This is a genomic window from Streptomyces sp. NPDC060205, assembly GCF_042728395.1.
Taxonomy (GTDB): domain Bacteria; phylum Actinomycetota; class Actinomycetes; order Streptomycetales; family Streptomycetaceae; genus Streptomyces.
Window position 1 is genome coordinate 1 of sequence record NZ_JBHWZP010000106.1, and the last position, 21,266, is coordinate 21,266.

Genomic DNA, 21,266 nt, shown 5'->3' on the forward strand with positions numbered 1-21,266 from the left:
GCTTCTCCCAGCCGCCACGACGCCACCGTGAGACCAGGTCGGCGTGGGACCAGGTCGGCGCCGGCCGCTTCCAGTGACCGAGCCACCGCGGCAAGGGTCTCGGCGGCATCCGCACGCTTTCCTGTGCCGTGGGGCCGTGGGGCCGTGGGGCCGTGGGGCCGTGGGGCCTCACCCCGACCGAAAGGGCGGGGTGAGGCGGCTGCGCGCTGTCGTACGCTCAGCCCACCTGTACCGGTCCGCCCGCCCCGGTCAGCAGAAGGCCGTAGTTCTCGGTGGTGAGGTAGGTCGACAACTGGGCATGCCGGGCACCGACATTGAGGTCCCGCCAGAAGCGTTGCAGCGGGTTGTCGAGCGCGAATGCACTGGAGCCGTGCAGGTCCAGCAGCAGGTCGACGGCGCGCAGGAACTGCTGCAGGATGGAGACGACCTCCATCCGCATGCTCGATCGCTGCACGGCGCTGACGTCGTCGTCGTGCAGCCGCTCGGTGACGCGGCCCGCCAGGCTGATCAGCCGGTCGTAACCGCTGCTCACCATGTGCTCGGCCTCGGCGAACACGTGTCGCGCCGACGCTGATTCGGCGAGACTGTTGTACTGCGTCATGGGCGGCTTGCGGGTTTCGATCACGGCTTTCACCACGTCCAGCGCACCGAGCGCCGCCCCGGCCAGAGTCGCAGTGACCGAGATCGTCTGGGAGACGATCTCCAGTGGCCTGCCCTGGGGGAAGTCGGGTCCTCCATCGGGACCGAGGGGGAAGTCGAAAAGACGCTCCGCGGGTACGAAGACGCCGTCGGCGACCACGGTGTGACTGCCGGTGCCCTGCAATCCGGCCACTCGCCAGGTCCGCGCAACGGACAGCTCCGACATCGGCACCAGCGCACCTCCCACGTGGGGCGCACCGTCGTCTCCCACGGACACCACCGACAGGAACGCCCAGTGGGCATCCTCGGCTCCCGAGGCGTAGGCCCACCGCCCGGTGACCTCCACCCCGTCAGGAACCGCGACGGCCTGGCCGGGTGTCGACCCGCCACACCACCGCACATCGGGATGGGAGTAGACCTCGGCAAGGACCTTCTCGGGGAATCCCCCGGAGAAATGTGCCTTCGTTCCCGTCGAGATCGACACCACCCATGCCGAGGACGGACAAGCGCGCCCCAACTCGCTCAGCACCCGCACCTGGGTCACCAGATCGACGTCCGTACCACCGAACTCGACCGGAGTGCCCAGCGCGAACATGCCGGCCTCGCGCAACGCTTCGAGGCTCTCAGGGGCAAGGCGTCCCTGCTGGTCGGTGACGTCCGCGTGCGCGGCCAGCACCGGCGCGGCCGCACGTGCCTTCGCGATCAACGCCTCGTTTGCCTCGCGCGTGCTTCCAGCCGTCTCGGTCATGCGATGTCCTTTAGCTTAGAAAGGTCTGCCGCGCTGGGCGGCATCCTTGTGCTGGTAACCCTGTCTTACGCATGGAGAGGCGTGACGAAGTAGGCCGCACCTCCCGACCGATGCTGCGCTCGCCCGGGGATGACTTCGGGAAGGACACCGAATCCACGAGATAGAACGATCGGTCTCAGGGAGACCTTAGCGGCATCACGAGACGGTGGTCAAGGCGGTCCCGCTGCCTACGCGCATCTCCGCACCGCTCAACTTCCACGACCTGGACTGGCGTCGGCAGGGTGCAGTTCAGCGATTGCTGACCTGTCCGGGGTGTTGTGTTGTCGGATGGTGGGGGAGTGCCCTTCCTTCCTTGACCTCGCCGTCGTGTGTGCCGACAACCTCGGTGGATGTCTCAAGTGACGGGACGCGTTCGGCGCGTACAGACAGCACGGAGGAGGCGAACAGCAGTACCGCGATGAGGATCGACACCGTGATGATCGCGTGGCTGGACCCGTACGCGCCGGCGCTCGCGTAGTAGATGCCACCGAGGATCGCCACCGACAGGGCGGCGCTGATCTGAAGAGTCGCGCTGACCAAACCGCTGGCCAGGCCGGCGAAGGTACGCGGGAGGTGGGTGACCGTGATGCGGATCAGCGAGGGCAGGGCGAGCCCCTGACCGAAGCCGATGAGTGCCAGGGGTGCGGCGGCCCACGGGGTCTGGTCGAGTGCGGCGACGAGTGCGGCGAAGACCAGGAAGCCGATGGTCTCCAGGAGCAGGCCGAGAGCGGCGATGCGGCGTGGCATGACCCGCATGAGGTGGTGCACGGTCAGCGGTCCGATCAGAAATCCGATGCCCAGCGGCAGGATGTCCAGGCTGGCCTGCAGGGGCGTGCGCCCTACGGTCTGCTCGTGTTCGGAGAAGATGAGGAAGAACGCGGCGATGGAGTAGAACAAGGCGACCGCGGTCAGTGCGGTCCGCACGCCGGGCGCGGTGACCGCTCGTGGTGGTACCAGGGGCATGATGTGGCGGTCGCGGTTCCGGCCGGCGCCGAGGACGGACTCGTAGCGCCAGAACCTGTGCAGCAGGCCGACGGAGATGAGGAGGAGGACGAAGCACCACCAGGGCCAGTTCAATGCGCGTCCCTCGACCAGCGGAACGACGATTCCCGTGAGGCCGGTGAAGAGCAGAACGGCGCCGACCCAGTCGAGTTTCTCCACGCCTCGGGTGTGCGGATCGTGCAGGAAGAGGCTGCCCAGCAGGGCGAGGGCGGCGATGGGCAGATTGAGGAGGAAGATCACCCGCCAGCCCAGGCCCCAGAGGTCGGCGGTGACGAGGAGTCCGCCCAGCGACTGGCCGATGACGGCGGCGAGTCCGAGGGTCGCACCGTGGAAGCCGAGGGCGATCGTCTGTTCCCGGCCCTCTAGGCTCGCGCGGATGAGGGCCAGGGACTGCGGGGCCGCGAGGGCCGCGCTGAGACCTTGCAGGATACGACCGACGACGAGCAGCCAGGGTTCTCCGGCCGAACCGCACAGGAGCGAGGCAAGAGCGAACCCCACGAGGCCGACGAGAAAGACCCGCCGTCGCCCGTACAGATCGCCGAGTCGGCCACCGAGGGTGAGTGTCACGGCGTACGTGGCGGCGTAACTGGCCACGATCTGCTGGCCCAGAATGTCACCGCCGCCGAGGTCGTCCTGAATCGAGGGGATGGCGAGATTGACGATGAAGAAGTCCAGTGGCGGCAGCAGCGTGCCGGCCAGCAGTGTGACCACGCCCACCCATGTCCGGGCCGACGTGTGTGATGTCGAAGTCGAGGTCATTACCTGCCCCTGCTCTCGGCAACGTCCGTGTCTTCCGGCTGTCCCCACAGGGCCATAAGGGCGTCGGCGGAATGTTGCGTCGTATCGGCGGACACGCTTTCGCGCGCCTGAGTGGAGAGGCCCATGTGGAAGTCGTGGATGAGGCCGGATATGGCGTCCGCATCGGTCCCTGGCTGCAGCGAGCCTTCAGCGATCGCCTGTTGGACCCTGTCCAGGACGCGGGAGTGCGTGACGGTGGTGGACACCAGGCCGTACTGTTCCCAGGCTTTGCGCACCAGCGGAAGGTGCTCGGACTCGAAGTAGTCATGATCGAACCGGAAGTCCGCTGCGTTCGACCTGTAGATCACGATGACGGTTTCGATCGGTTTCCTTCCTCGCACACACCGTGCCGACCGACCATGGGTGCAGTGCACCCACGTCTGCCGAGCGGACGCTTCGGCGTTCTGCCGGTCATTCCTGCCGGTCATTCCTGCTGTTCCGTCGGCCGCACCAGGATCTCGTTCACGGCGACGTGGCGCGGCCTGGTGACGATGAAGGCGATGGTGTCCGCGACGTCCGCGGGGCGCAGGCATTCCATCGCGGTGTAGCGCTCATACATCCGCTCCTGGACATCAGGACGGTTCTGCAGGGGTAGTTCGGTCTCCACCGCGCCGGGCTCGACAAGGGAAACCCGCAGGTGACGCTGGGTGACCTCCTTGCGGAAGGCTTCCCCGAAGGCGGTCACCGCGTACTTGCTCGCGTTGTAGACACCACCGCCACCGCGCACCATGCGCCCGGCGGTACTGCTGACCAGGACGAGGTCCGTGACCCTTCGGGGGCCGTCGGTCGCCGCCTTGAGCAGGTGCGGGGCAGAGGCGTGGGCGGTGTACATGAGCCCGAGCGTGTTGAGTTCGATCATCCGGCGCCAGTCGTTGGTGTCGGCACCCGCGATCGGTCCGAGGATCATGGCGCCCGCGTTGGCCACCACGGTGTCGAGACGGCCGTATGTCTCGACGGTGCGCGCGACGGCGGCTTCGGCCTGTGCTTCGTCGGTGAGGTCGGCGGTTACGGCCAGAGCGTGGCCACCGGTCTTTTCGATCTGCTCGACGAGGCCGTCCAGACGGTCCTTCCGACGGGCTACGACGGTCACGCGAGCGCCAAGTGCGGCCAGCGCGAGCGCAGTGCCCTCACCGATCCCGCTGCTGGCTCCGGTCACCAGCGCGACGGTGCCGGCCAGAGGACTACCGATCGAGGGCGCTCGGGAGATGCGCGCGAAATCCGCGCTGTGAGGTTGACGGGTCATGCGGCCCACCGTAGGAGCGCGATGACCCGGCGTGGGAGGGAGCGATACACCCATCCCGGAGGGGACGGGCCGAGGACTCCGCTGAAGCGCCGGGTGTTGTGCATGCCTGCTTCGCGGGCTCTGGGCGTGCGGAGTCGGTGCCGTTCAGCGGCAGGGCGGCGATGACGGTCGCGGTCTCACTCTCGGTCGGCACGGCGGCCGTAGGTCCTGTCCACAGGACAGGTGTCGTCTCGCCCGGCTCAGGTTCGGCCTCAGGACGTGGGTGTGGTCTCGGCGGAGTCGGCGGCGCCGTCGGCTCGCTTGTCCGTTGCGCGGGGCAGAGGCCATCGGGTGCGGATGGCGAGACTGAGGGCGGAGAGTACGGCCGCGACGGCGAAAGCCTTGCCGACTCCTGCGCGGGCCACGATGCCCCACGCTGCACTTGCCGCGGCGACCACGGTGCCGGAGGTGACGACGTAGGCCGCCATGACTCGGGCACGCAGTGCGTCGTCGACCACGCGCTGCGCCGCGACGTAGGCGCAAGTGCTTCCAAGCGTGTAGGCGATGCCTGAGACCAGCAGGGCACTGCCGACGACGACAGGCTGAGTGCAGATGGCCGCGGTCACCAGTGCGACGGTGAGCAGGGCCGCTGAGAAGACCATTCCCCATTCCTCTCCGCGCCCTTCGACTCGGGACCAGATGGTCACCGACAGCGCCGCGCCGCCACCCCGGACCAGTTCCGCTCCGTCCTCGATGTCAACCTCAATGGGTGTTACTGGATGGCCCAGGCCTGCGCGCGGGTGATGCAGCCATGCTCAAGCATCATCAACATCTCCTCGATCCTCGGGCTCACCACAGCCGGCTTGCCACAAGCCGCCTACAGCGCGTCGAAGGCAGGGCTCATCGGCCTGACACGCGATCTCGCACAGCAGTGGACCGGCCGTAGGGGGATCAGGGTCAACGCCTTGGCTCCGGGCTTCTTCAGCTCGGAGATGACGGACCAGTACCCGCCTGGCTACCTGGAAGGGCAACTGTCACGCATTTCCGCCGGACGCATGGGCCACCCGCGCGAGCTCGCCGCCACGGTGGTCTTCCTGGCCTCCCGCGCGGCCGGCTACATCACTGGCCAGACCTTGCCCGTGGACGGCGGTATCACGATCACGTGAGTGCGGGAGCGCTCCGCATGGTGTTGTCGGGACTGGATCCGACACAGCGCGGCGTCCCGGTGCCGCGGGCCGTACGCCGCTGCCGTACACCGCGGGCCAAAGCGGCGTTCAACGTGTTCTCCCCTGGCCCGCCGCGCGGATGGCCTCGCAGAGGGTCGGAGTCAACGCCGGATGCCCATCATCGACGTCGCGGGCACGGTGCATCCCGTGCTCGGCCGTCCCGCCGGATACGACGTACCGTGCTGGACGCTCAGGAGGCTGTCAGCCGTCAGTTCCTACGGCGCCAACGAGTTCGCCCTCAGTGGTCGCCTTGATCGCTGACGCAGGCGAGGGGGGGCGGGTGGAAGACAGTGGCTGAGGGACTGGCGGACGCCCGAGCGGCGGGCTCAGGATTCACCAGTCGTCCGAGGCGAGGCTGCCGCCGTCGGAGAACCCGAACGCGAGGTCCACGACGCATCCACGAAGATGCAGTGCTTCCCTGAACCAGATGGCCCCCGCCAGAATCCAGCTCAGCTCGTTGAGCACTCCGCTCGACTCGAAACGTCGAATCAGTATGCCGACTGCTCCGGCGCAGTCACTGGCGGGAGTTCCGTTCGCGCTTCCACTGCCGAGATCCTCGGCGTAGACCCTGTCGCAGCGTATGTACTGCGTCATCGAGCACGCTGCCGTCTCGACGTCATCCAGCACGTCGTGCATCACACCGCTCCAGCGAGGCAGATCACCGCACGCAGGGCAGAACCGGCTCTTCTCCCGCTGGTCGACGTCATCCCACTTGAGAGCCGCGTAGACCCGGGTGCACAACTCCTCCTCGACCGTGTCCCACTCTCGGCGATTCTCCTCAAGCACCGGCCATCTGCGTGCCATCCACTCGTAGGGAACTCCCGCAGCGCGCTCGACGATGTTGTGGCGGCCATTGGTGATGTTCCAGATGACCGTGTTGGACACCGCTTCGGCGCCCGGCCTGTTGGCCCCGGACCGGGCTATGGCCAGCATGGACCTGGACAACGCCCGGTAGGCGTCCTCTGCGTCAGCACTGCCCGGCAGCGCACCTGGGCCGGCTCCCAGCATGAGTCCGTTGTTGACGACTCCCAGTGCCATGTCACTGCGTAGATCGCTGTAGCCGTTGAGGGTCTGCGAGATCGCCAGATCGTCGAACGACCGCTCGTCGGCGTCGTACGCGGCGGCGAGATGCGGCAGACACGTATCGACCGCCAGGATCAACTTCCTTTCCCCGCAGCTCAATGCTCCGTAACGCGGTATCTCTGCCGGACCGCCGGGACGGCTGCCCGGATGCTGTTGGGTGATGTCCAGAAGGGTGTTCCAGACACCGATCAGCGCGATCATCACCGCGGTCTCGCGCAGTGGTTCGACCGCTGCCCACCTGCGCAGGTTCTCGCGGATCGACGTGGCGGTGGCCACACCATCTGGTCCGGCCAGCTTGAGATTGTCGATATGAATGTCGTCGAGGTAACCGAACACCTCGGTCAACGCGGTTTCGCGCCGGTTCTCGTTGACCAGCCATCTCGCGGCAGGCATCACGGTGAAGGCGGGCACCGCGTAGACACGTGATGTCATGGCGCCCTGGAAACCCCACTCCTGGACTGCCCGGGCCCACAGCCCTTGCTCGGTTCGTGGTGGTCGTCCCTTGGCGGCGTTCTGCGCCCTCTCGGGAACCCGCAGAGTCCGGACCGCTTTGATGAGGGGAGAGTCGGCGATCAGATGTCGAAGTTCGTCCCAGTCCCGTATGGGCGCGACGTCCGGGTAGTGCGTCTCGGCCCAGGCCCACAGACAAGGTGAGTCACCGTCGCACCCGCAGGGCCGCACGGGGCCGGCCTCGGACGCTTCGCCCTCCGTTCCCGGACGGGTCCACAGGACTGAACCCGCCCAGGCCGGACAACGTTGTCCCTCGGCGCTGTCGACCGCGGTGAGACGATCGGTGGGGAGCACGCCCGCCGAGCCCGGCTCGTGCAGGATCGCCCCGAGCAGGGCGTATGCGGCCCGCTCCACCGTGCGGCCCAAACCGTCCCCGCTCGGATCCTCGGATCGGGGCAGGCGCAACTGTCCCGCAACCGCCGCGAGGCACCGCCGCCAATCCTCGGCTGTGGCGACCGGCAGTACGTCGAGCCATGCTTCCAGCCGGCAGTCGGAGCTTTCCTGAGGTCGAACATCCGGAAGCAGCGCCATCCATGCTTCGGGGGAGCGCACGACGCCGGGATAGCGGACCGAGACTCTGGAGGCACGCTCGACCTCGGGGTCGCCCAGAGTCACCAGTGATCGCCGTCGCCCTCTGAACTCCTGAACGGTGTGAACGTCGACATCGTGCGCAGCGGTCCGTCCGGCGGGCCGCACAGGGCTGGCGGTGATCGTTCGATACTCGGCGATGCTGCGCGGTACGGTTTTGGGCGTGGTGGTCAAGGCTCATCTCTCCATGAGTTGCTCAGAGCGTCACCGGGGGCTGCTCCATCAGCTGTCTTCGGTGCCGGTTGCGTTCGAGGCCGGCTGATTGGCTCAGGGCTGCGAACTGCGGGCCGCCACACGCAGGTGCAGTCTGCGCGGAGTCAGAGAGGCTTTGACGGACGGTTGCAGGGCTTTGTCGGTGACGGGCAGGAGTTGCCACCGGGAGACGATGGTGGCCAGGACCAGCGTCGCCTGCGTCAGTGCGAACCGGTCACCCATGCATTTGCGGGGGCCGGCGGAGAACGGGATGTACGTCTCCTGCGCCGGCGGGGAGTCTCGCCAGCGGTTCGGGTCGAACTGATCGGCCTGGTCGTACAGGTCGCTCCGACGGTGGATCTGGTAAGGGCTGAAGGCGACGATCGTGCCCTTCGGGAGAAGGTAACCACCCAGGTCGGCGTCCGAGGTAGTGACCCGGGTCAGCATCCAGACCGCCGGATAGAGCCGCAGTGTCTCCTTGACCGCGTTGCCGGTCGTCTCCAGCGCTGGTAGATGCGTGAAGTCCAACCGGGATCCGCGCCGGGTGCTCTCGACTTCCTGGTATATCCGGCCTTCGACCGCAGGGTTCTGGGACAGCAGGTGCATCGCCCAGGACAGGGTGCCCGCGGTGGTCTCGGTGCCGGCGAGGAGGAACGTGAGGACCTCGTCGACGAGTTCGGTGGGCGTCCGACCCTTCATGCTGTCCGGGTCGGTTGCGCTGCACAGCGCGGACAACAGGTCGCCGTGGTCGGATCCTTCTGCTTGACGGGCGGCGATGATGTCGCTGACTGTCTCGCGCAGGCGGCGGATGGCGCGGGCGTATGCGCGATTGCCCGTGCTGGGGACCTGGTTGAGCAGGGGCGGCGAGATCATTCGCCGGAAGAACCCCGTCATCAGGGTGAGGAAGTCGTCCGTGATCTGCGATGCCGTGGCACGCGGCAACGAGTTGGTGAACAGCGTCTGCAGGGTGACTTCGACGGTGAGGGCCATCATTTCGCTGGTGATGTCCAGGACCTGGCCGTCGTGCCAGGAACGCGTCACCTTGTCGGCCTGTTCGGTCATGACCGCCGCGTAGTCTGCCATCCGCCTCGGCTGAAACGCGGGCTGCGAGAGGCGACGCGCTCGCCGGTGATCGCTGTGCGGGCAGGTGATGAGGCCGTTGCCGAGGGCCTCCCGGCCTCGCTCGAACAGGGGCCCGCCCTTGTCGAAGGTGCGGTCGTCGAGAAGCACGCCGCGGATCAGAGCGGGATCGTTCACCACTACGACGTGTCTGGTTCCCATCCGTATACGTGCCACAGGGCCGTAGTTGTGCAGGTTCGACACAAACGCCAGGGGATCGCGAGCCAAAGGCGCGATGTGCCCAACTAGCGGAAGGATTCCGGAGGCACGAGGAATCGTTTCTATCGCAGGCATGACGGCCTCTCGTTACGACATGTGGTGATGAGCGTATGGAGAACACAGCCAGGGAGGCCGCGTCGTTCCGGAATGGGCGGCTGTACCTGGCACGCGTGTGCATACCGCACGGCGGCAATGCGCTGGTCAAGTCTTCTCGCCGCTAGACCGGTGGACCCGGCTGACCGGTCGACGCATTCAACGCTTTCGCGCAGTCATTCGCGGGGCGCTGTCACGATTTGAGCGACGGGCGTACGTCTGATGCGCCCTCAGGGTTCGATGAGGCAACGCATTTTGCTTTCGACTCGAAGAGCGTGTCTGTACGAGCCCAACCCTCCTCAGAAGAAGGGCTGTTCTTCTATGCGTAGAAGCAGCAGGAGTTCTGCTAAGCCTCCTGTAAATAGCGCGTTCGCTGTGACTTCGAATCTAGGCATGCCACTTGGCGCGTGTCAAGACCAACCGTTCTGTCTCGCCCGTCAGTAGGGGAGGGGTGGAGCGGCGGCGGATCGAAGTCCCCGCCGGTGCCGACCGATCGGTCCAGTTGCCTTGGACGAGTGCCGACGGGACGGGTCGGTAGAACGTTCTGTCTTTACAAGTGGGAAGTCATTCGTTAGCGTTGCACTCAGCAGAATGATCGGTCTGGCTGAACGGATGCAGTCCGCCGTCCGCCCTCTCGTCCATCCGGCCGCGCACTCCGAGGTTCGCCTCCGACGGGGGGACATGGGGCCGCATGCAGCATGGCGGGCGGACCTGGCGGCAGGAGGCGTAGGTGCGGCGGCGGCCCGGACTGCGGCGGAAGCACCTGCGCGCCGAGATGCAACGGACCGCACCTGGCGTGACGTTGGCGCAGTCCTGGCCGTCGGCCCCCAGTCGAGGGGCGCTCCGGGCGAGCTGACGACGTAGCCGGTCCGTCGGCGCGCAGCATGTGCCGATGTTCGAGCCCGGTAGCCCGACCTCAACAGGAGAAAGGCATGACGTGACGAACATCGTTGACCTGGGAGAGTTCGGTGAGGGGTTCCGAAAGGACCCGCATCCCGTGTACGCGCAATTGCGAGCACGCGGCCCGGTGCATCGGGTGCGGCTGCCGGATCCGGATCCTCGCCAGGAGGTCTGGTTGGTCGTGGGGCATGGGCAGGCGCGCGCCGCGCTCGCCGATCCACGACTCGCCAAAGACGAGAGCAAGATCGGTTTCATGCCCATGGACGAGGAGTTGATCGGCAAGCATCTGCTGATCGCGGACCCGCCGCAGCACACACGGCTGCGCAGCCTGATCGCGCGCGCTTTCACGGCGCGCCGCGTCGAGGAACTGAGGCCTCGGATCCAGCAGATCACCGACGACCTCCTGGACGTGATGCTCGCGCAGGGCCAGGCCGACCTCATCGAGTCCTTCGCCTACCCGCTGCCGATCACCGTGATCTGCGAGCTGCTCGGCGTCCCTGAGCTGGACCGCACCGAGTTCCGCAAGATTTCCAATGACGTAGTGATGCCGGCCGACCCCGAGATCATGCGGGAGGCCTTTGCGCGCCTCGCCAGCTACTTGGACGGCCTCATCGAGGACAAGCGGAGTGCCGGGCCCGGCAGCGATCTGCTGAGCGAGTTGATCCGTACCACGGCGGACGACGGTGATCGGCTCTCGCCCGACGAACTGCGCGGCATGGCGTTCGTCCTACTGGTCGCCGGACACGAGACGACAGTCAATCTCATCACCAACGCCGTCCACGCCCTGCTCACCCACCCCGATCAACTGGCCGCCCTGCGCGCCGACATGACCCTTCTCCACGGCACCGTCGAGGAAGCCCTCAGATACGAAGGGCCGGTGGAGACCGCTACGTACCGGTTCGCCGCCGAGCCCCTGGAGATCGCCGGAGTTCCGATCGCGAAGGGCGAGTGGGTGCTGGTCGGACTGGCGGCCGCTGACCGCGATGCGGACCGCTTCGCCGCTCCCGACCGATTCGACATCCGACGGGACACCCGCGGTCATGTCGCCTTCGGCCACGGCATCCATCATTGCCTCGGCGCGCCCCTGGCCCGCTTGGAAGCGCGCATCGCGCTCCGGTCACTTGTGGAGCGCGCCCCGAACCTCAGCCTCGACGGACCGCCGCAGGAGTGGCTTCCGGGTGTGTTGATGCGCGGAGTTCGAAGCCTGCCAGTGCGTTGGTGAATGCCTGCGACGCAGGACATCCGTGACCGTGAGCCCTGAGGTGACGGTTCCTGTGTGGCGTTGACCTGGAGGGAACACAGATGTTCGCAGAGGCGGCCGCGTTCTTTCACAGGTGCTGTAGACACGCGGCTGCCTATTGCGCTGCCCGGACAAGTATTGACTACCAAGGAGGATGACCGTGACCCAGGGACTTCCCAAGCGCGGAGGACATCGCATCACTGTCGAGCCGAGCGACCGACAAGTGCGTGCGGTGAGGAGTGGGCAGGTGCTCGCGGAGAGCGACAAGGCGTTGGTGCTGCGAGAGGCAGGCAGTCCCGTCGCGTACTACATACCGTTTCAGGACGTACGCCTGGACCTTCTGACCCCGTCGGAGACCCGCACGAACTGTCCCTTCAAAGGCGACGCCTCGTACTGGTCGCTGCCGGACGCGGCGGACGTGGCCTGGGCGTACCTCGATCCGAAGCCGGACGTGGCCGAGATCAAGGATCATCTCTGCTTCTACGAGGTCGAGGTGTCCTGACGAGGTGGTGTGTGACGGCGCTCTCGAAGCGCTGGCCACCGTGACCGTAGGGCGAGGGAGAACGGTCTTTCTTGACAGGTGAGGGTAGAGCCGTGATGCTACGTCGAGATAGAACGTTCAGTCTCAAAGTGAAGTCCATCGGCTCTCCGTGCGTGTGCACCTCAGGGGACGCCGACGCGGGCATCACCTTCTGAATCCTCTCTTCCCTGCATCAACCGGCCCGGTACTCCGGGGCCGGGCCACGACCTTGATGGAGAACGTATGAGCGAGCAGCAGTCCGGCGGTGCGGAGGGCAGGGCGGCCGACAGGTCCGCGCCGGATCTGGAAGAAGGAGAAGCGCGGCAAGAGGAGGGTGCCGCTTCAGCGAAGAAGCGCTGGACCTCGCGCAGCGGGCGGATCGCGCGGGGGGTGCTGGTCGGGCTGGTGGCCGGCGGCGCGGGGCTCGCAGTGGGTGAACTGATTGCGGTGGCCACCGGGGAAGCGTCTGCGCCGGTAACGGCAGCCGGGAACTGGGCGATCAGCATCACGCCCACCTGGCTTGAGCAGTTCGCGATTCGCAACTTCGGCAGCAACGACAAGACCGTGCTGCTGATCGGCGTCTATGCGACGTTGGCGTTGGCAGCGGCCGTCGACGGCGTACTTGCCCGCACCCGGCTGACGCTGGCGACCATCCTGACCGCGGTGGTCGGCGTGGTCGGCGCGATCGCCGCGGTCACGCGACCGGCTGCGCACACGAGTTGGCTGTTCCCCTCGCTGCTCGCCGGACTCGCCGCGGCGGTTGCGCTGCGTTGGCTGACGACCTTGTCGCTGAAGGAGTCCCAGTCCTCCGCCGAGCTGACCGAGAGGCGCCGCTTCCTGTTCGGCACGCTGGGTACAGGCGCGGGCGCGCTGGTGGCGGGATACGGCGGCAACGCGTGGATCAAGAAGCGCTACAACGTTTCGGATGCGCGCGCGAAGGTGGTCCTGCCGACTCCGGCGAAGGTGCTGCCCGAACCGCCCGCCGCGGCGCACCCGAACGTGGCCGGGCTCGGGTCCTTCATCACCCCGACCTCCCAGTTCTACCGGGTCGACACGGCGCTCACGCTTCCGCACGTGGACCCGCGGGACTGGAAGCTGAAGATCCACGGCATGGTGGACCGCCCGTTCGAGATCACCTTCGACGAGCTGCTCTCGTACAGGTTCGAGGAACACGACATGACCTTGACCTGCGTTTCGAACGAGGTGGGCGGCCCGTACGTCGGCAACGCGCGCTGGCTCGGCACGCCGTTGGCGCCGCTGCTGCGTCGTGCCGGCATCCATCGCGGGACGGACATGATCTTGTCCACCTCGTCCGACGGAATGACGATCGGCTCGCCGGTCGAAGCAGTACTCGACGGCAGGCAGGCGATGCTGGCGGTCGCGATGAACGGTGAGGCGCTGCCGGTCAAGCATGGCTTCCCGTGCAGGATGCTGATCCCCGGTCTGTACGGGTACGTATCCGCCACGAAGTGGTTGACGGACCTGAACCTCACTACGTTCGCCGCCTCGGACGCCTACTGGACGCCGCGTGGTTATTCGCCGCAGGCCCCGGTCAAGACCGCGTCCCGGATCGACGTGCCGAAGAGCGGGGCGACGGTACCGGCCGGGCCGGTGGTCCTCGCCGGCACGGCCTGGGCGACCCACCGCGGCGTCGCCGCGGTAGAGGTGCAGATCGACAACGGCGCCTGGCGGGAAGCGAAGCTGGCGGCGTCGGACACGCCGGACACCTGGCGACAGTGGTCGTACGAGTGGGCGGACGCTGCCAAGGGCTCGCACAAGGTCAAGGTGCGGGCGACCGACGCCACCGGCGCTGTGCAGACCTCGGCCGTCCAGGACGTGGTGCCGAACGGTTCCACCGGCTACCACAGCATCACCGTGAAGGTTGCCTGATCGGGTTTTGGAGCCGGAAGGCGGCTCCCGCCTGGTCGGCGGCTCGGCGTGCCCGAGCTGGCACACCCGAACCAGCGAGATAGAATGTTCGGTCTTGACTCTGGCTGCGGGATCACACTAAGTTCAGCTGTGTATCGAGCGATACATATACAAATTGGCGAGTCGTTCTCGCCGTACATGAATGATTAAGGACGGTCATGCTCCACAGGACTTCACTGCGCACGCTTGGTCTCGGTATCTCCCTCGCCGCCCTGGCGACCTTCTCGGCAGCGTGCAGCAGCTCTTCCGATGACTCGTCGGCCGATGGCTCGACGACGTCAGCGGCGCCGAAGCCGGCCGGATCGGACTCGACGGCGGATTCGTCGGCGCCGGATTCTGCTGACTCAGGATCGAAGCTGGTCCTGAAGACCGCGAAGGGCAGCGCGGGCATCTGGCTCACCGATCCGGCAGGTCGCACGCTGTACCTGAACACCAAGGACAAGAAGACGGCGTCCAACTGCTATGACGAGTGCGCCAAGGAGTGGCCGCCGCTCACGACGACGAAGCCGGTGACAGTGACGGGCAAGTACACCGTGCCGAAGAACGTGGGCACCATCACCCGGACGGACGGCGCGAAGCAGGTTACCTACGGTGGCCACCCGCTCTACTACTACAAGGGCGACACCGCCCCCAACGAGATCAAGGGTCAGGGTGTCGACGGCAAGTGGTTCCTCATCGGGCCGATCGCCAACATCATGAACGGCTCCAAGCCGTAACGACCATCAGGCGAGGCTGCTGCGGCACCGCGAGCCTGCCTGTACGGGAACGGCCTTCGTCTGACCCTGAGATTGCGTCGTAGGCGCACTCGGCCAGTACGAAGGCCGTAGTGCTCAGCATCGGCCCCCTGCCATGACGGCCCCGTTGGGCAAAGCCGCTCTGCGCCCCGCTGGACGGCTACTGGACGGGCGCGGTGGACGCCGCTTGTCGGGCTTTCGCCGGTCACGGGGGCAGTTCCCCCAGCTACCCCGAGGCGAACCGGCCCCAGCCACGGTCACCGTACGAGTGATGCCGTAACCGCGGACGGCAGGGCAGAACGAACGCGCAACGGAGCTCGTCATGTACGAGCTGTCTTGGTCGACTGCTTGTACCGACGAGCTCCGTTGCGCGTTCGCCTCGAACCCGCAACGTGCTCCGGCCGCGTACTTCTCTACGCTGAGGCCGGCAGTGGGATCGCGTTGAAGACGTTGTTCGGATCGAAGCGACGTTTCACTGCAAGGAGCCGTGAAGTGTTCGGACCGTACGCGTGGGCAATCTGTGCGGTCTCATCAGGTCCAAGCAGGTTGGGGTATCCACCCGGTAGCGCGTCGGGTCCGAACGCACTGCTCGCCTTGTGGGCCCAGGCTCGGTGCTCGGCTGCACGGCTGTCGGTGGGATCCCAGATAGCGATGACCTCGATCATGAGATGTGGGGTGCGGACGCCGAACGCGGTGTCCTCCACGGGGACGCGCGCTGCGGCCCCGTGCAGGCTGTGCACGGATACGGCTGAGTAGGGCGACGTCAGCGTGGAGCCTGCGAGGGTCAGCGCGTCACGCGCGCCTGGGGTGAGGGAGCGCACCGAACGTGGACGAATCTCGACGTGCCGTCCGAAGGGGAACAGCGCGTCGATGCCGGCGAGCATCTCGGCGGTGGTGGTGGCAACGATCTGGGAGACGAGGGGCGTTCCAAGCGAGCCGAGTTGCGCCAGGGCGCGTTCCCCAGCAGTGGCGTCATCGCCGCTCCAAGTCGGCGACAGGAACACCATGGGCTTTCCGTCGGGGCCTGGCAGGACGCCGGACTGCACCGTCAGGTCGTCCGGACTCTCCACCAGAACGTCCGACAACCCGGTCAGCACCGTCGTGACCTGCTCCCACGGATACAGCACCATGCCGGACAGCAGAGTGGACACTCGGTGCAGGCGTACGCGCATGGAGGTGACTACACCGAAGTTGCCGCCGCCGCCGCGCAGGGCCCAGAACAGGTCAGGTTCCCGAGTGGAGTCGACGGTGATGATCGAGCCGTCGGCGAGCACCACGTCCGCGGACAGCAGATTGTCCAGGGCGAGTCCGAAGCGACCACTCAGCGGTCCGTAACCGCCCCCGAGGGTCAGGCCCACCATTCCCACCGAGCCCGCTGAGCCTGTCGCGGCGGTCAGGCCGAAGGGTTGCGCAGCAGCGACGAGATCGGCAGCCGTGGCGCCTCCCGACACGTGAGCCACCTCGGCTACGGAGTCAACCGTGACCGCGCGCATGCCGGAAAGGTCGATGGTCAGGCCGCCGTCGCTGAGCCCTCTGCCGGCCCAGTCGTGTCCGCCACCACGCACCGTCAGAGCAACTTCGTTCTCCCGCGCGGCCAGTACGGCGGCCCGGACCTCAGCGGGGACGGCGCACCGGACAATCACTCCGGGGCGGGTGGAAACGGCACCGTTCCAGATGCTTCGGCCGACGTCGTAGGCCGGTCCGGTGGTGAGCACCTCTCCCGCTTGGATGGTCTTTCGTAGTGTGGTGGTGAGGCGGGCGATCTGTGTAGGGGTGGGCGGTGGCATGGCAAGTTCCTTGCGTATCAGTTGAATTGGGTAGCCGACTCTTGTCGGCAGCGGTTCCGGATGTCGATGGTTTCTGAATGCGGCAGACGCGAGCATGGGGCGGAGGACGAGCTGGCGTGACGGGTGTCAGCGGTCTGTTCAGCGCCCGGGGCCGTTCAGCTCACGCACTGGCCAAGTCGGTGCGAAATCGGGATAGAAGAGAGGCCAGTTGGCTGATGTCCTGGTCGCTCCAGTCGGCCAGCCGCGCAGCGAGTTCTGTGGTGCGAAGCTCGTTGAGCTCGGCGGACCGGGCGCGGCCGTCGGCGGTAAGACGCAGGATCCGTGAGCGCCGGTCAGCCGGGTCGGGCCTGCGGTCAACCCAGTGCAGCATGGTGAGTTGAGCGACGTAGCGGCTGGTGACCGACATGTCGACGCCGAGTAGTTCGGTGAGCTGGCCGATGCTGAGTGCGCCATGGCGGCTGAGCATGGTCAGGGCCGTGGCACACCCTGCGGAGCAGCCAGGTGGAGTGATCCGGCCGAGTTCGCGTCGTACGCCGGCGATGGCCGTGAGCTGGTGCACCAACTCTTGATGCGGGGCAGTCGTGGCCACCTGTGTCTCCTTGGCCTCGCTTCGGGTGCTTGTTTGGTCGTGAGGCAGCGGATTGGGGGTGTGTGCGTGGGTTGTTCAGTTGTCGCGTGCCTCGAAATGTGATCGTCGGCGCGTCTGTGTCACGCTACCAGAACAAAAGATAGAACGTTCGGTCTTGACAAGTGTCCTGCGGCACCTAAGCTGAGGCCGAGTGTTCTCCCACGACTGGGCCCGGGCCCGGCCCTGTACATGCTGCGTTCCGTGCAATGACGCCCTGGCCGTGCTCGGTCCGACCGCCGGACGCCAGTCGGCGACGGGGACCCGGAAAATCCAGTCCCGCCTGCGGAAAATGCAGGTCAGGCTTCGGCTGTTGCAGCCGGAGGTCTCATATGCGAAGGAGTCTGAACCAGTGGAACCTGCTGTTCATCCGAGCGTCGACCACACCAAGCCCCATCCCGCACGGGTATATGACTGGCTGCTGGGCGGCGAGAACAACTATCCCGTCGACCGGGAGGTCGGTGAGGCGTTGCCGACAGAGACGCGAGGCAACGCGGTCCGGAACAGGGCGTTCATGCGCAGGGCCGTCGACTGGCTGGCGAAGAAGGGTGTCGATCAGTTCCTCGATATCGGTTCCGGCATACCTACCGAGCCCAACCTGCATCAGATCGTGCAGTCGATCGCCCCCGCCGCACGGATCGTCTACGCCGACAGCGACCCGAGCGTCCTGCCACACGCGCAGGCGCTTCTGACCAGCACCCCGCAAGGGAGCAGCGACTTCCTCCATGCGGATGTGCGGCAGCCCATGGACTTGCTGGAACGCGCCAGCGCACACCTCGACTTCGAACGCCCCGTAGCTCTTTCGCTGCTCGCGCTCCTTCACTTCCTGCCCGACGACGAGGACCCGTACGGTGTCGTGAGCACCCTGGTGAAGGCGCTTCCCCCGGGCAGCTTCCTGCTTCTGTCGCACGGGACAACTGATCAGCATCCGGAGTGGCAGGGAAAGATCGAAGCCGCGTACGAGCAGGCTGCCATCCCACTCCGGTTGCGTACTCGCCATGAGGTCGATCCCTTCTTCGAGGGTCTCGAACTCGTCGCGCCCGGACTGGTGTACGCCACCGAGTGGTACCAGGAAGGCCCGGCGCCCATCCCGGAGCGAAGTGGTCTCCACGTCGGAGTTGCCAGGATCCCCTGACTGAGCGGCCTGACGCGGCTCAGGCCCGGTCGACCGCGCACGGCCGGCAGCAAGTGATACGTCCCGACCGGTGGGCACGGCAACAATTTTGGGCGATGACTTCCTCTGCCGGCCCACCTGGCACGGTGGCGATCAGCGACCCGAAACACCCACCGCACAGGGACGTAGCTTGCACCTACCTGTCACCGCGCCGACCAGCATGATCGGTACATGGGCGCCGCGGTGAAGCAGCTGCGTGCGGGCCTTCTGGTTGCGACGCTCGGGCGGCCGCGTGCTCGTCAGGGTGTCTTCGGGCGCGGAGCGTCCGCCGGTCTGTCCTGTGCTGTGTCGGCGGACTCGACGTGTGAGAGTGCGGCGAGGAGCCGCAGTTTCTCGTCGCTGTCGCTGTCCTTGTCGGGGTAGTAGACGACGAGGATGACGTCCTCGATGGCGAGTTTGTCGCGGTGGAGGCGTAGCTCGCCGACAACAGGGTGGTGGACGGAGGCCGTGCCTCCGTCAAGATTGCGGACGTCGTGGCGGGCCCACAGGGTACGGAACCGCTGACTGGACAGTGCGAGTTCGCCGACGAGTTCGATGAACCGGGGGTTGTCGGTGTCGTCCCCGATGGTGGTGCGAAGGGCGGCGACGAAATCGGCGGTGGCTTTCGTCCAGTCCTGGTGGAAGGCCTGTTCCTCAGGGTCAAGGAGGAGGGAACGCAGCCGGTTCTGGCCGGGCTGCAGACGAGGGGAGAGCGCCACCGCCATGGGGTTGGAGGCCAGGACATCGAACGCGCGCCCTTCGACGAACGCGGGGATCTGAAGGTGGGCGAGCAGCTCATGCACCCGCGCTGGTACATGCTCGGGCCGCTTGCGCCGCGGCGCCCTGGGGCGTGCCGCCGCGAGGCCGAGCAGATACGCCTGCTCGACGTCGTCGAGCTGGAGGACCCGCGCGAGTGATTCGAGGACCTGCGGTGAGGGGTTCTTGTCCCGGCCCCGTTCCAGCCGAAGGTAGTAGTCAGGACTGATTCCGGCGAGCAGGGCGACTTCCTCACGGCGCAGGCCGGGCACGCGGCGATTGCCCCCCGGCGGAAGTCCTGCCTGTGCCGGGGAGACCAGCTCACGCCGGGCACGAAGGTAGCTGCCGAGCCGGTTACCGGATTCCTCATCCTTCATATCGACACCGTAATACGGTGCGCGTCTTCCACAGGGGGCCCTGACAGGACCAGGGAAGACGGGGGTCCTGCCACACCCGGCCGATGTCGCCAAGACTGCGATAGCACTGTTTCGAAGGAGACAGAGAGCATCACTGTCCGCGCCGCGGCCTGAAAGTCGGCGGCGCGCCGCACTGAAGGGAAAACCTCGTGGACCTCTCCAATCGCACCGTTCTCATCGTCGGCGGAACCTCGGGCATCGGGCGAGAGCTGGCCCGGCGGTTCGCTGCGGCGGGCAGCACCGTGGCCGTCGGCGGCCGCAGTCCGGAGGCACTAGCGGAACTCGCCGGGGAAGGCCTCGGCACGATCAGCATCGACATCACCGACAGTGCCTCCGTCGCCTCTGCCCGCGACGCAACGCTCGCCCGGTACCCCGAGCTGGACACCGTCGTGACGATGTCGGGGGTCATGCTCCTGGAGGATCTCCGCGATCCCGCGCACTTCGAGGACGCAGCAACGACGATCGACACCAATCTGCTCGGCACCATCCGGGTCATCGACGCCTTCACCCCCCACCTGATCCAGCGGGGCGCCGGCACCTTCATCACCGTCACTTCCGGCATCGCCTTCCTGCCGTTCCCGCCCATGCCCAGTTACGCCGCCTCGAAGGCCGCGGTGCACGCCTACTCCGAGGCACTGCGCGCGCAGCTCGACGGCACCGGTGTCGGTGTCGTCGAACTCGTCCCCCCGGCCGTCGCCACGGCGGGCCAGGAGAAGGTCAACCCGCACGCGCTGCCACTCGACGACTTCGCCACTGAGGTCATGCACCTGCTCTCGGAGAACCCCACCCCTGACGAAATCCTCGTGAAGGGCGTCCTCATGCACCGCTGGGCCGAGCGCGACGGCACCTACGACGACCTCGTCGCCCAGCGGTCCCAGGCCCTGGCCATGCTCCCCAGCCGCCAGGGCTGACACCCTTCCCCTCCCGATCGACGGCCCTACCGCTCATGCCCCAAAGTCCGCCACGTGAACGACCTCGCCGACGCGGCAACAGTCAATGCACAATGGCGGCACTCGTACAGGTCCAGGTAGGGCGGTCGGACTCAGGAGCGGGGCGCGGTATGCCGCAGACCGTCGTAGATCAGGCCTACGACCTCCCGGGCGCCGTCCTCCCAGCCGGGCTGACCGTGTGAGGCGCAGACGCCGCCCATGGCGCGGAATACGGTGTCTGCGGTGATGTCGGCGCGGATCGTCCCGGCGGCAACCCCGGCGGCCAGCAGTTGCCTGATTGTGTCGACCATGGTCGCGCGGCCATGGTTGAACACCGGAGAGCCAAGGTCCATCAGCGTCTTCAGCGCGGCGGCCATGCTGCGGCTGTCCACGGCGTGCTGGATCAGCTGTTCCAGGAACGCGCGCAGGACCTCGTGGGGCGGGTCGGTCGCCAACAGGGCGGGCACCTGGGCGCACATGCCCCGCACCCGCTCGTCGTAGACGGCCTCGACGACGGCCTCGCGGGTGGGGAAGTGCCGGTAGAAGGTTCCGACACCGACCCCCGCACGGCGGGCGATCTCCTCCACCCGGATGTCCGCCTCACCGGCGGTGAAGGCGTCACGCGCGGCGAGGAGGAGCGCGTCACGGTTGCGCTGGGCATGGGCGCGCAGAGGCCGGTCAGCCGGTGGCGTGGCATGGCCGTCGTCCACCACCGCGGGTCCTCCTCGTGCTCGTGATGCTCTTCCCAGGTGCCCCCACCTTACCGGAATCCGATTCCGCTAAGGTGGAGGAATCGGAT

General features: G+C 66.9%; 18 protein-coding genes and 1 pseudogene. 8 read left to right on the forward strand and 11 right to left on the reverse strand.

Annotation, left to right across the window (positions count from 1 at the left end):
• Positions 1-217: 217 nt before the first annotated feature.
• The 5 genes from ACFWGJ_RS20040 to ACFWGJ_RS20060 form a co-directional block, all read right to left on the reverse strand.
• A complete protein-coding gene (locus ACFWGJ_RS20040) occupies positions 218-1,387 on the reverse strand; it encodes an acyl-CoA dehydrogenase family protein (RefSeq protein WP_387326166.1) in 1,170 nt (389 codons plus the stop codon).
• A 288-nt stretch (positions 1,388-1,675) separates the two neighbouring features.
• Positions 1,676-3,187, reverse strand: coding sequence for an MFS transporter (locus ACFWGJ_RS20045; protein ID WP_387326169.1), 1,512 nt, complete (start codon positions 3,185-3,187; stop codon positions 1,676-1,678).
• Positions 3,187-3,654, reverse strand: coding sequence for a hypothetical protein (locus ACFWGJ_RS20050; RefSeq protein WP_387326172.1), 468 nt, complete (start codon positions 3,652-3,654; stop codon positions 3,187-3,189). Before ACFWGJ_RS20050 ends, ACFWGJ_RS20045 begins: the two co-directional genes overlap by 1 nt.
• The gene (locus ACFWGJ_RS20055) at positions 3,651-4,469 is read right to left on the reverse strand and encodes an SDR family NAD(P)-dependent oxidoreductase (RefSeq protein ID WP_387326173.1); all 819 of its coding nucleotides are present in this window, start codon (positions 4,467-4,469) and stop codon (positions 3,651-3,653) included. The genes ACFWGJ_RS20050 and ACFWGJ_RS20055 overlap by 4 nt, the downstream gene beginning before the upstream one ends.
• Before the next feature lie 251 nt (positions 4,470-4,720).
• Positions 4,721-5,155, reverse strand: a complete 435-nt coding sequence (locus ACFWGJ_RS20060; protein ID WP_387326175.1) for an MFS transporter — start codon at positions 5,153-5,155, stop codon at positions 4,721-4,723.
• A 69-nt stretch (positions 5,156-5,224) separates the two neighbouring features.
• Here ACFWGJ_RS20060 and ACFWGJ_RS20065 point away from each other — a divergent pair.
• Positions 5,225-5,614: pseudogene (locus ACFWGJ_RS20065) on the forward strand (SDR family oxidoreductase); the annotation flags it as partial.
• A 171-nt stretch (positions 5,615-5,785) separates the two neighbouring features.
• On the forward strand, positions 5,786-5,935 hold the full coding sequence (locus ACFWGJ_RS20070) for a hypothetical protein (protein ID WP_387326177.1): 150 nt from the start codon (positions 5,786-5,788) through the stop codon (positions 5,933-5,935).
• Between the two features lie 72 nt (positions 5,936-6,007).
• On the opposite strand, the gene ACFWGJ_RS20075 is transcribed toward ACFWGJ_RS20070, so the two are convergent.
• Together ACFWGJ_RS20075 and ACFWGJ_RS20080 are read right to left on the reverse strand one after the other, a co-directional pair.
• Positions 6,008-8,029: a hypothetical protein gene (locus tag ACFWGJ_RS20075; RefSeq protein WP_387326179.1), complete on the reverse strand. Its 2,022-nt coding sequence runs from the start codon at positions 8,027-8,029 to the stop codon at positions 6,008-6,010.
• Positions 8,030-8,122: 93 nt separating this feature from the next.
• Positions 8,123-9,460, reverse strand: a complete 1,338-nt coding sequence (locus ACFWGJ_RS20080) for a cytochrome P450 (protein WP_387326182.1) — start codon at positions 9,458-9,460, stop codon at positions 8,123-8,125.
• Positions 9,461-10,370: 910 nt separating this feature from the next.
• Here ACFWGJ_RS20080 and ACFWGJ_RS20085 point away from each other — a divergent pair.
• The 4 genes from ACFWGJ_RS20085 to ACFWGJ_RS20100 all read left to right on the forward strand — a co-directional run bounded on the left by ACFWGJ_RS20085 (position 10,371) and on the right by ACFWGJ_RS20100 (position 14,783).
• Complete coding sequence (locus ACFWGJ_RS20085) at positions 10,371-11,600, forward strand: cytochrome P450 (protein ID WP_387326184.1); 1,230 nt, start codon at positions 10,371-10,373, stop codon at positions 11,598-11,600.
• A 172-nt stretch (positions 11,601-11,772) separates the two neighbouring features.
• Positions 11,773-12,120 carry a DUF427 domain-containing protein gene (locus ACFWGJ_RS20090; protein WP_387326186.1) on the forward strand — a complete coding sequence of 116 codons (348 nt, stop codon included), beginning with the start codon at positions 11,773-11,775 and terminating at the stop codon, positions 12,118-12,120.
• Between the two features lie 261 nt (positions 12,121-12,381).
• Positions 12,382-14,028 (forward strand): molybdopterin-dependent oxidoreductase, encoded by a 1,647-nt coding sequence (locus ACFWGJ_RS20095; RefSeq protein WP_387326188.1) that lies wholly within the window; start codon positions 12,382-12,384, stop codon positions 14,026-14,028.
• A gap of 197 nt (positions 14,029-14,225) precedes the next feature.
• Positions 14,226-14,783, forward strand: coding sequence for a hypothetical protein (locus ACFWGJ_RS20100; protein WP_387326190.1), 558 nt, complete (start codon positions 14,226-14,228; stop codon positions 14,781-14,783).
• Positions 14,784-15,214: 431 nt separating this feature from the next.
• On the opposite strand, the gene ACFWGJ_RS20105 is transcribed toward ACFWGJ_RS20100, so the two are convergent.
• Positions 15,215-16,588 carry an FAD-binding oxidoreductase gene (locus tag ACFWGJ_RS20105; RefSeq protein ID WP_387326192.1) on the reverse strand — a complete coding sequence of 458 codons (1,374 nt, stop codon included), beginning with the start codon at positions 16,586-16,588 and terminating at the stop codon, positions 15,215-15,217.
• Positions 16,589-16,748: 160 nt separating this feature from the next.
• Positions 16,749-17,177: a MarR family winged helix-turn-helix transcriptional regulator gene (locus ACFWGJ_RS20110; protein WP_387326194.1), complete on the reverse strand. Its 429-nt coding sequence runs from the start codon at positions 17,175-17,177 to the stop codon at positions 16,749-16,751.
• Between the two features lie 259 nt (positions 17,178-17,436).
• Between ACFWGJ_RS20110 and ACFWGJ_RS20115 the strand changes: the two genes are divergently transcribed.
• Positions 17,437-18,348, forward strand: a complete 912-nt coding sequence (locus tag ACFWGJ_RS20115; RefSeq protein ID WP_387326196.1) for an SAM-dependent methyltransferase — start codon at positions 17,437-17,439, stop codon at positions 18,346-18,348.
• Positions 18,349-18,626: 278 nt separating this feature from the next.
• Here the strand turns inward: ACFWGJ_RS20115 and ACFWGJ_RS20120 are convergent, their stop codons facing one another.
• Entirely contained in the window at positions 18,627-19,499 is an 873-nt protein-coding gene (locus ACFWGJ_RS20120; RefSeq protein WP_387326197.1) for a helix-turn-helix transcriptional regulator, read from the reverse strand.
• Positions 19,500-19,687: 188 nt separating this feature from the next.
• On the opposite strand from ACFWGJ_RS20120, the gene ACFWGJ_RS20125 reads away from it, so the two are divergent.
• Entirely contained in the window at positions 19,688-20,449 is a 762-nt protein-coding gene (locus ACFWGJ_RS20125; RefSeq protein WP_387326202.1) for an SDR family oxidoreductase, read from the forward strand.
• A 131-nt stretch (positions 20,450-20,580) separates the two neighbouring features.
• On the opposite strand, the gene ACFWGJ_RS20130 is transcribed toward ACFWGJ_RS20125, so the two are convergent.
• A complete protein-coding gene (locus tag ACFWGJ_RS20130; protein WP_387326205.1) occupies positions 20,581-21,180 on the reverse strand; it encodes a TetR/AcrR family transcriptional regulator in 600 nt (199 codons plus the stop codon).
• Positions 21,181-21,266 lie beyond the last annotated feature (86 nt).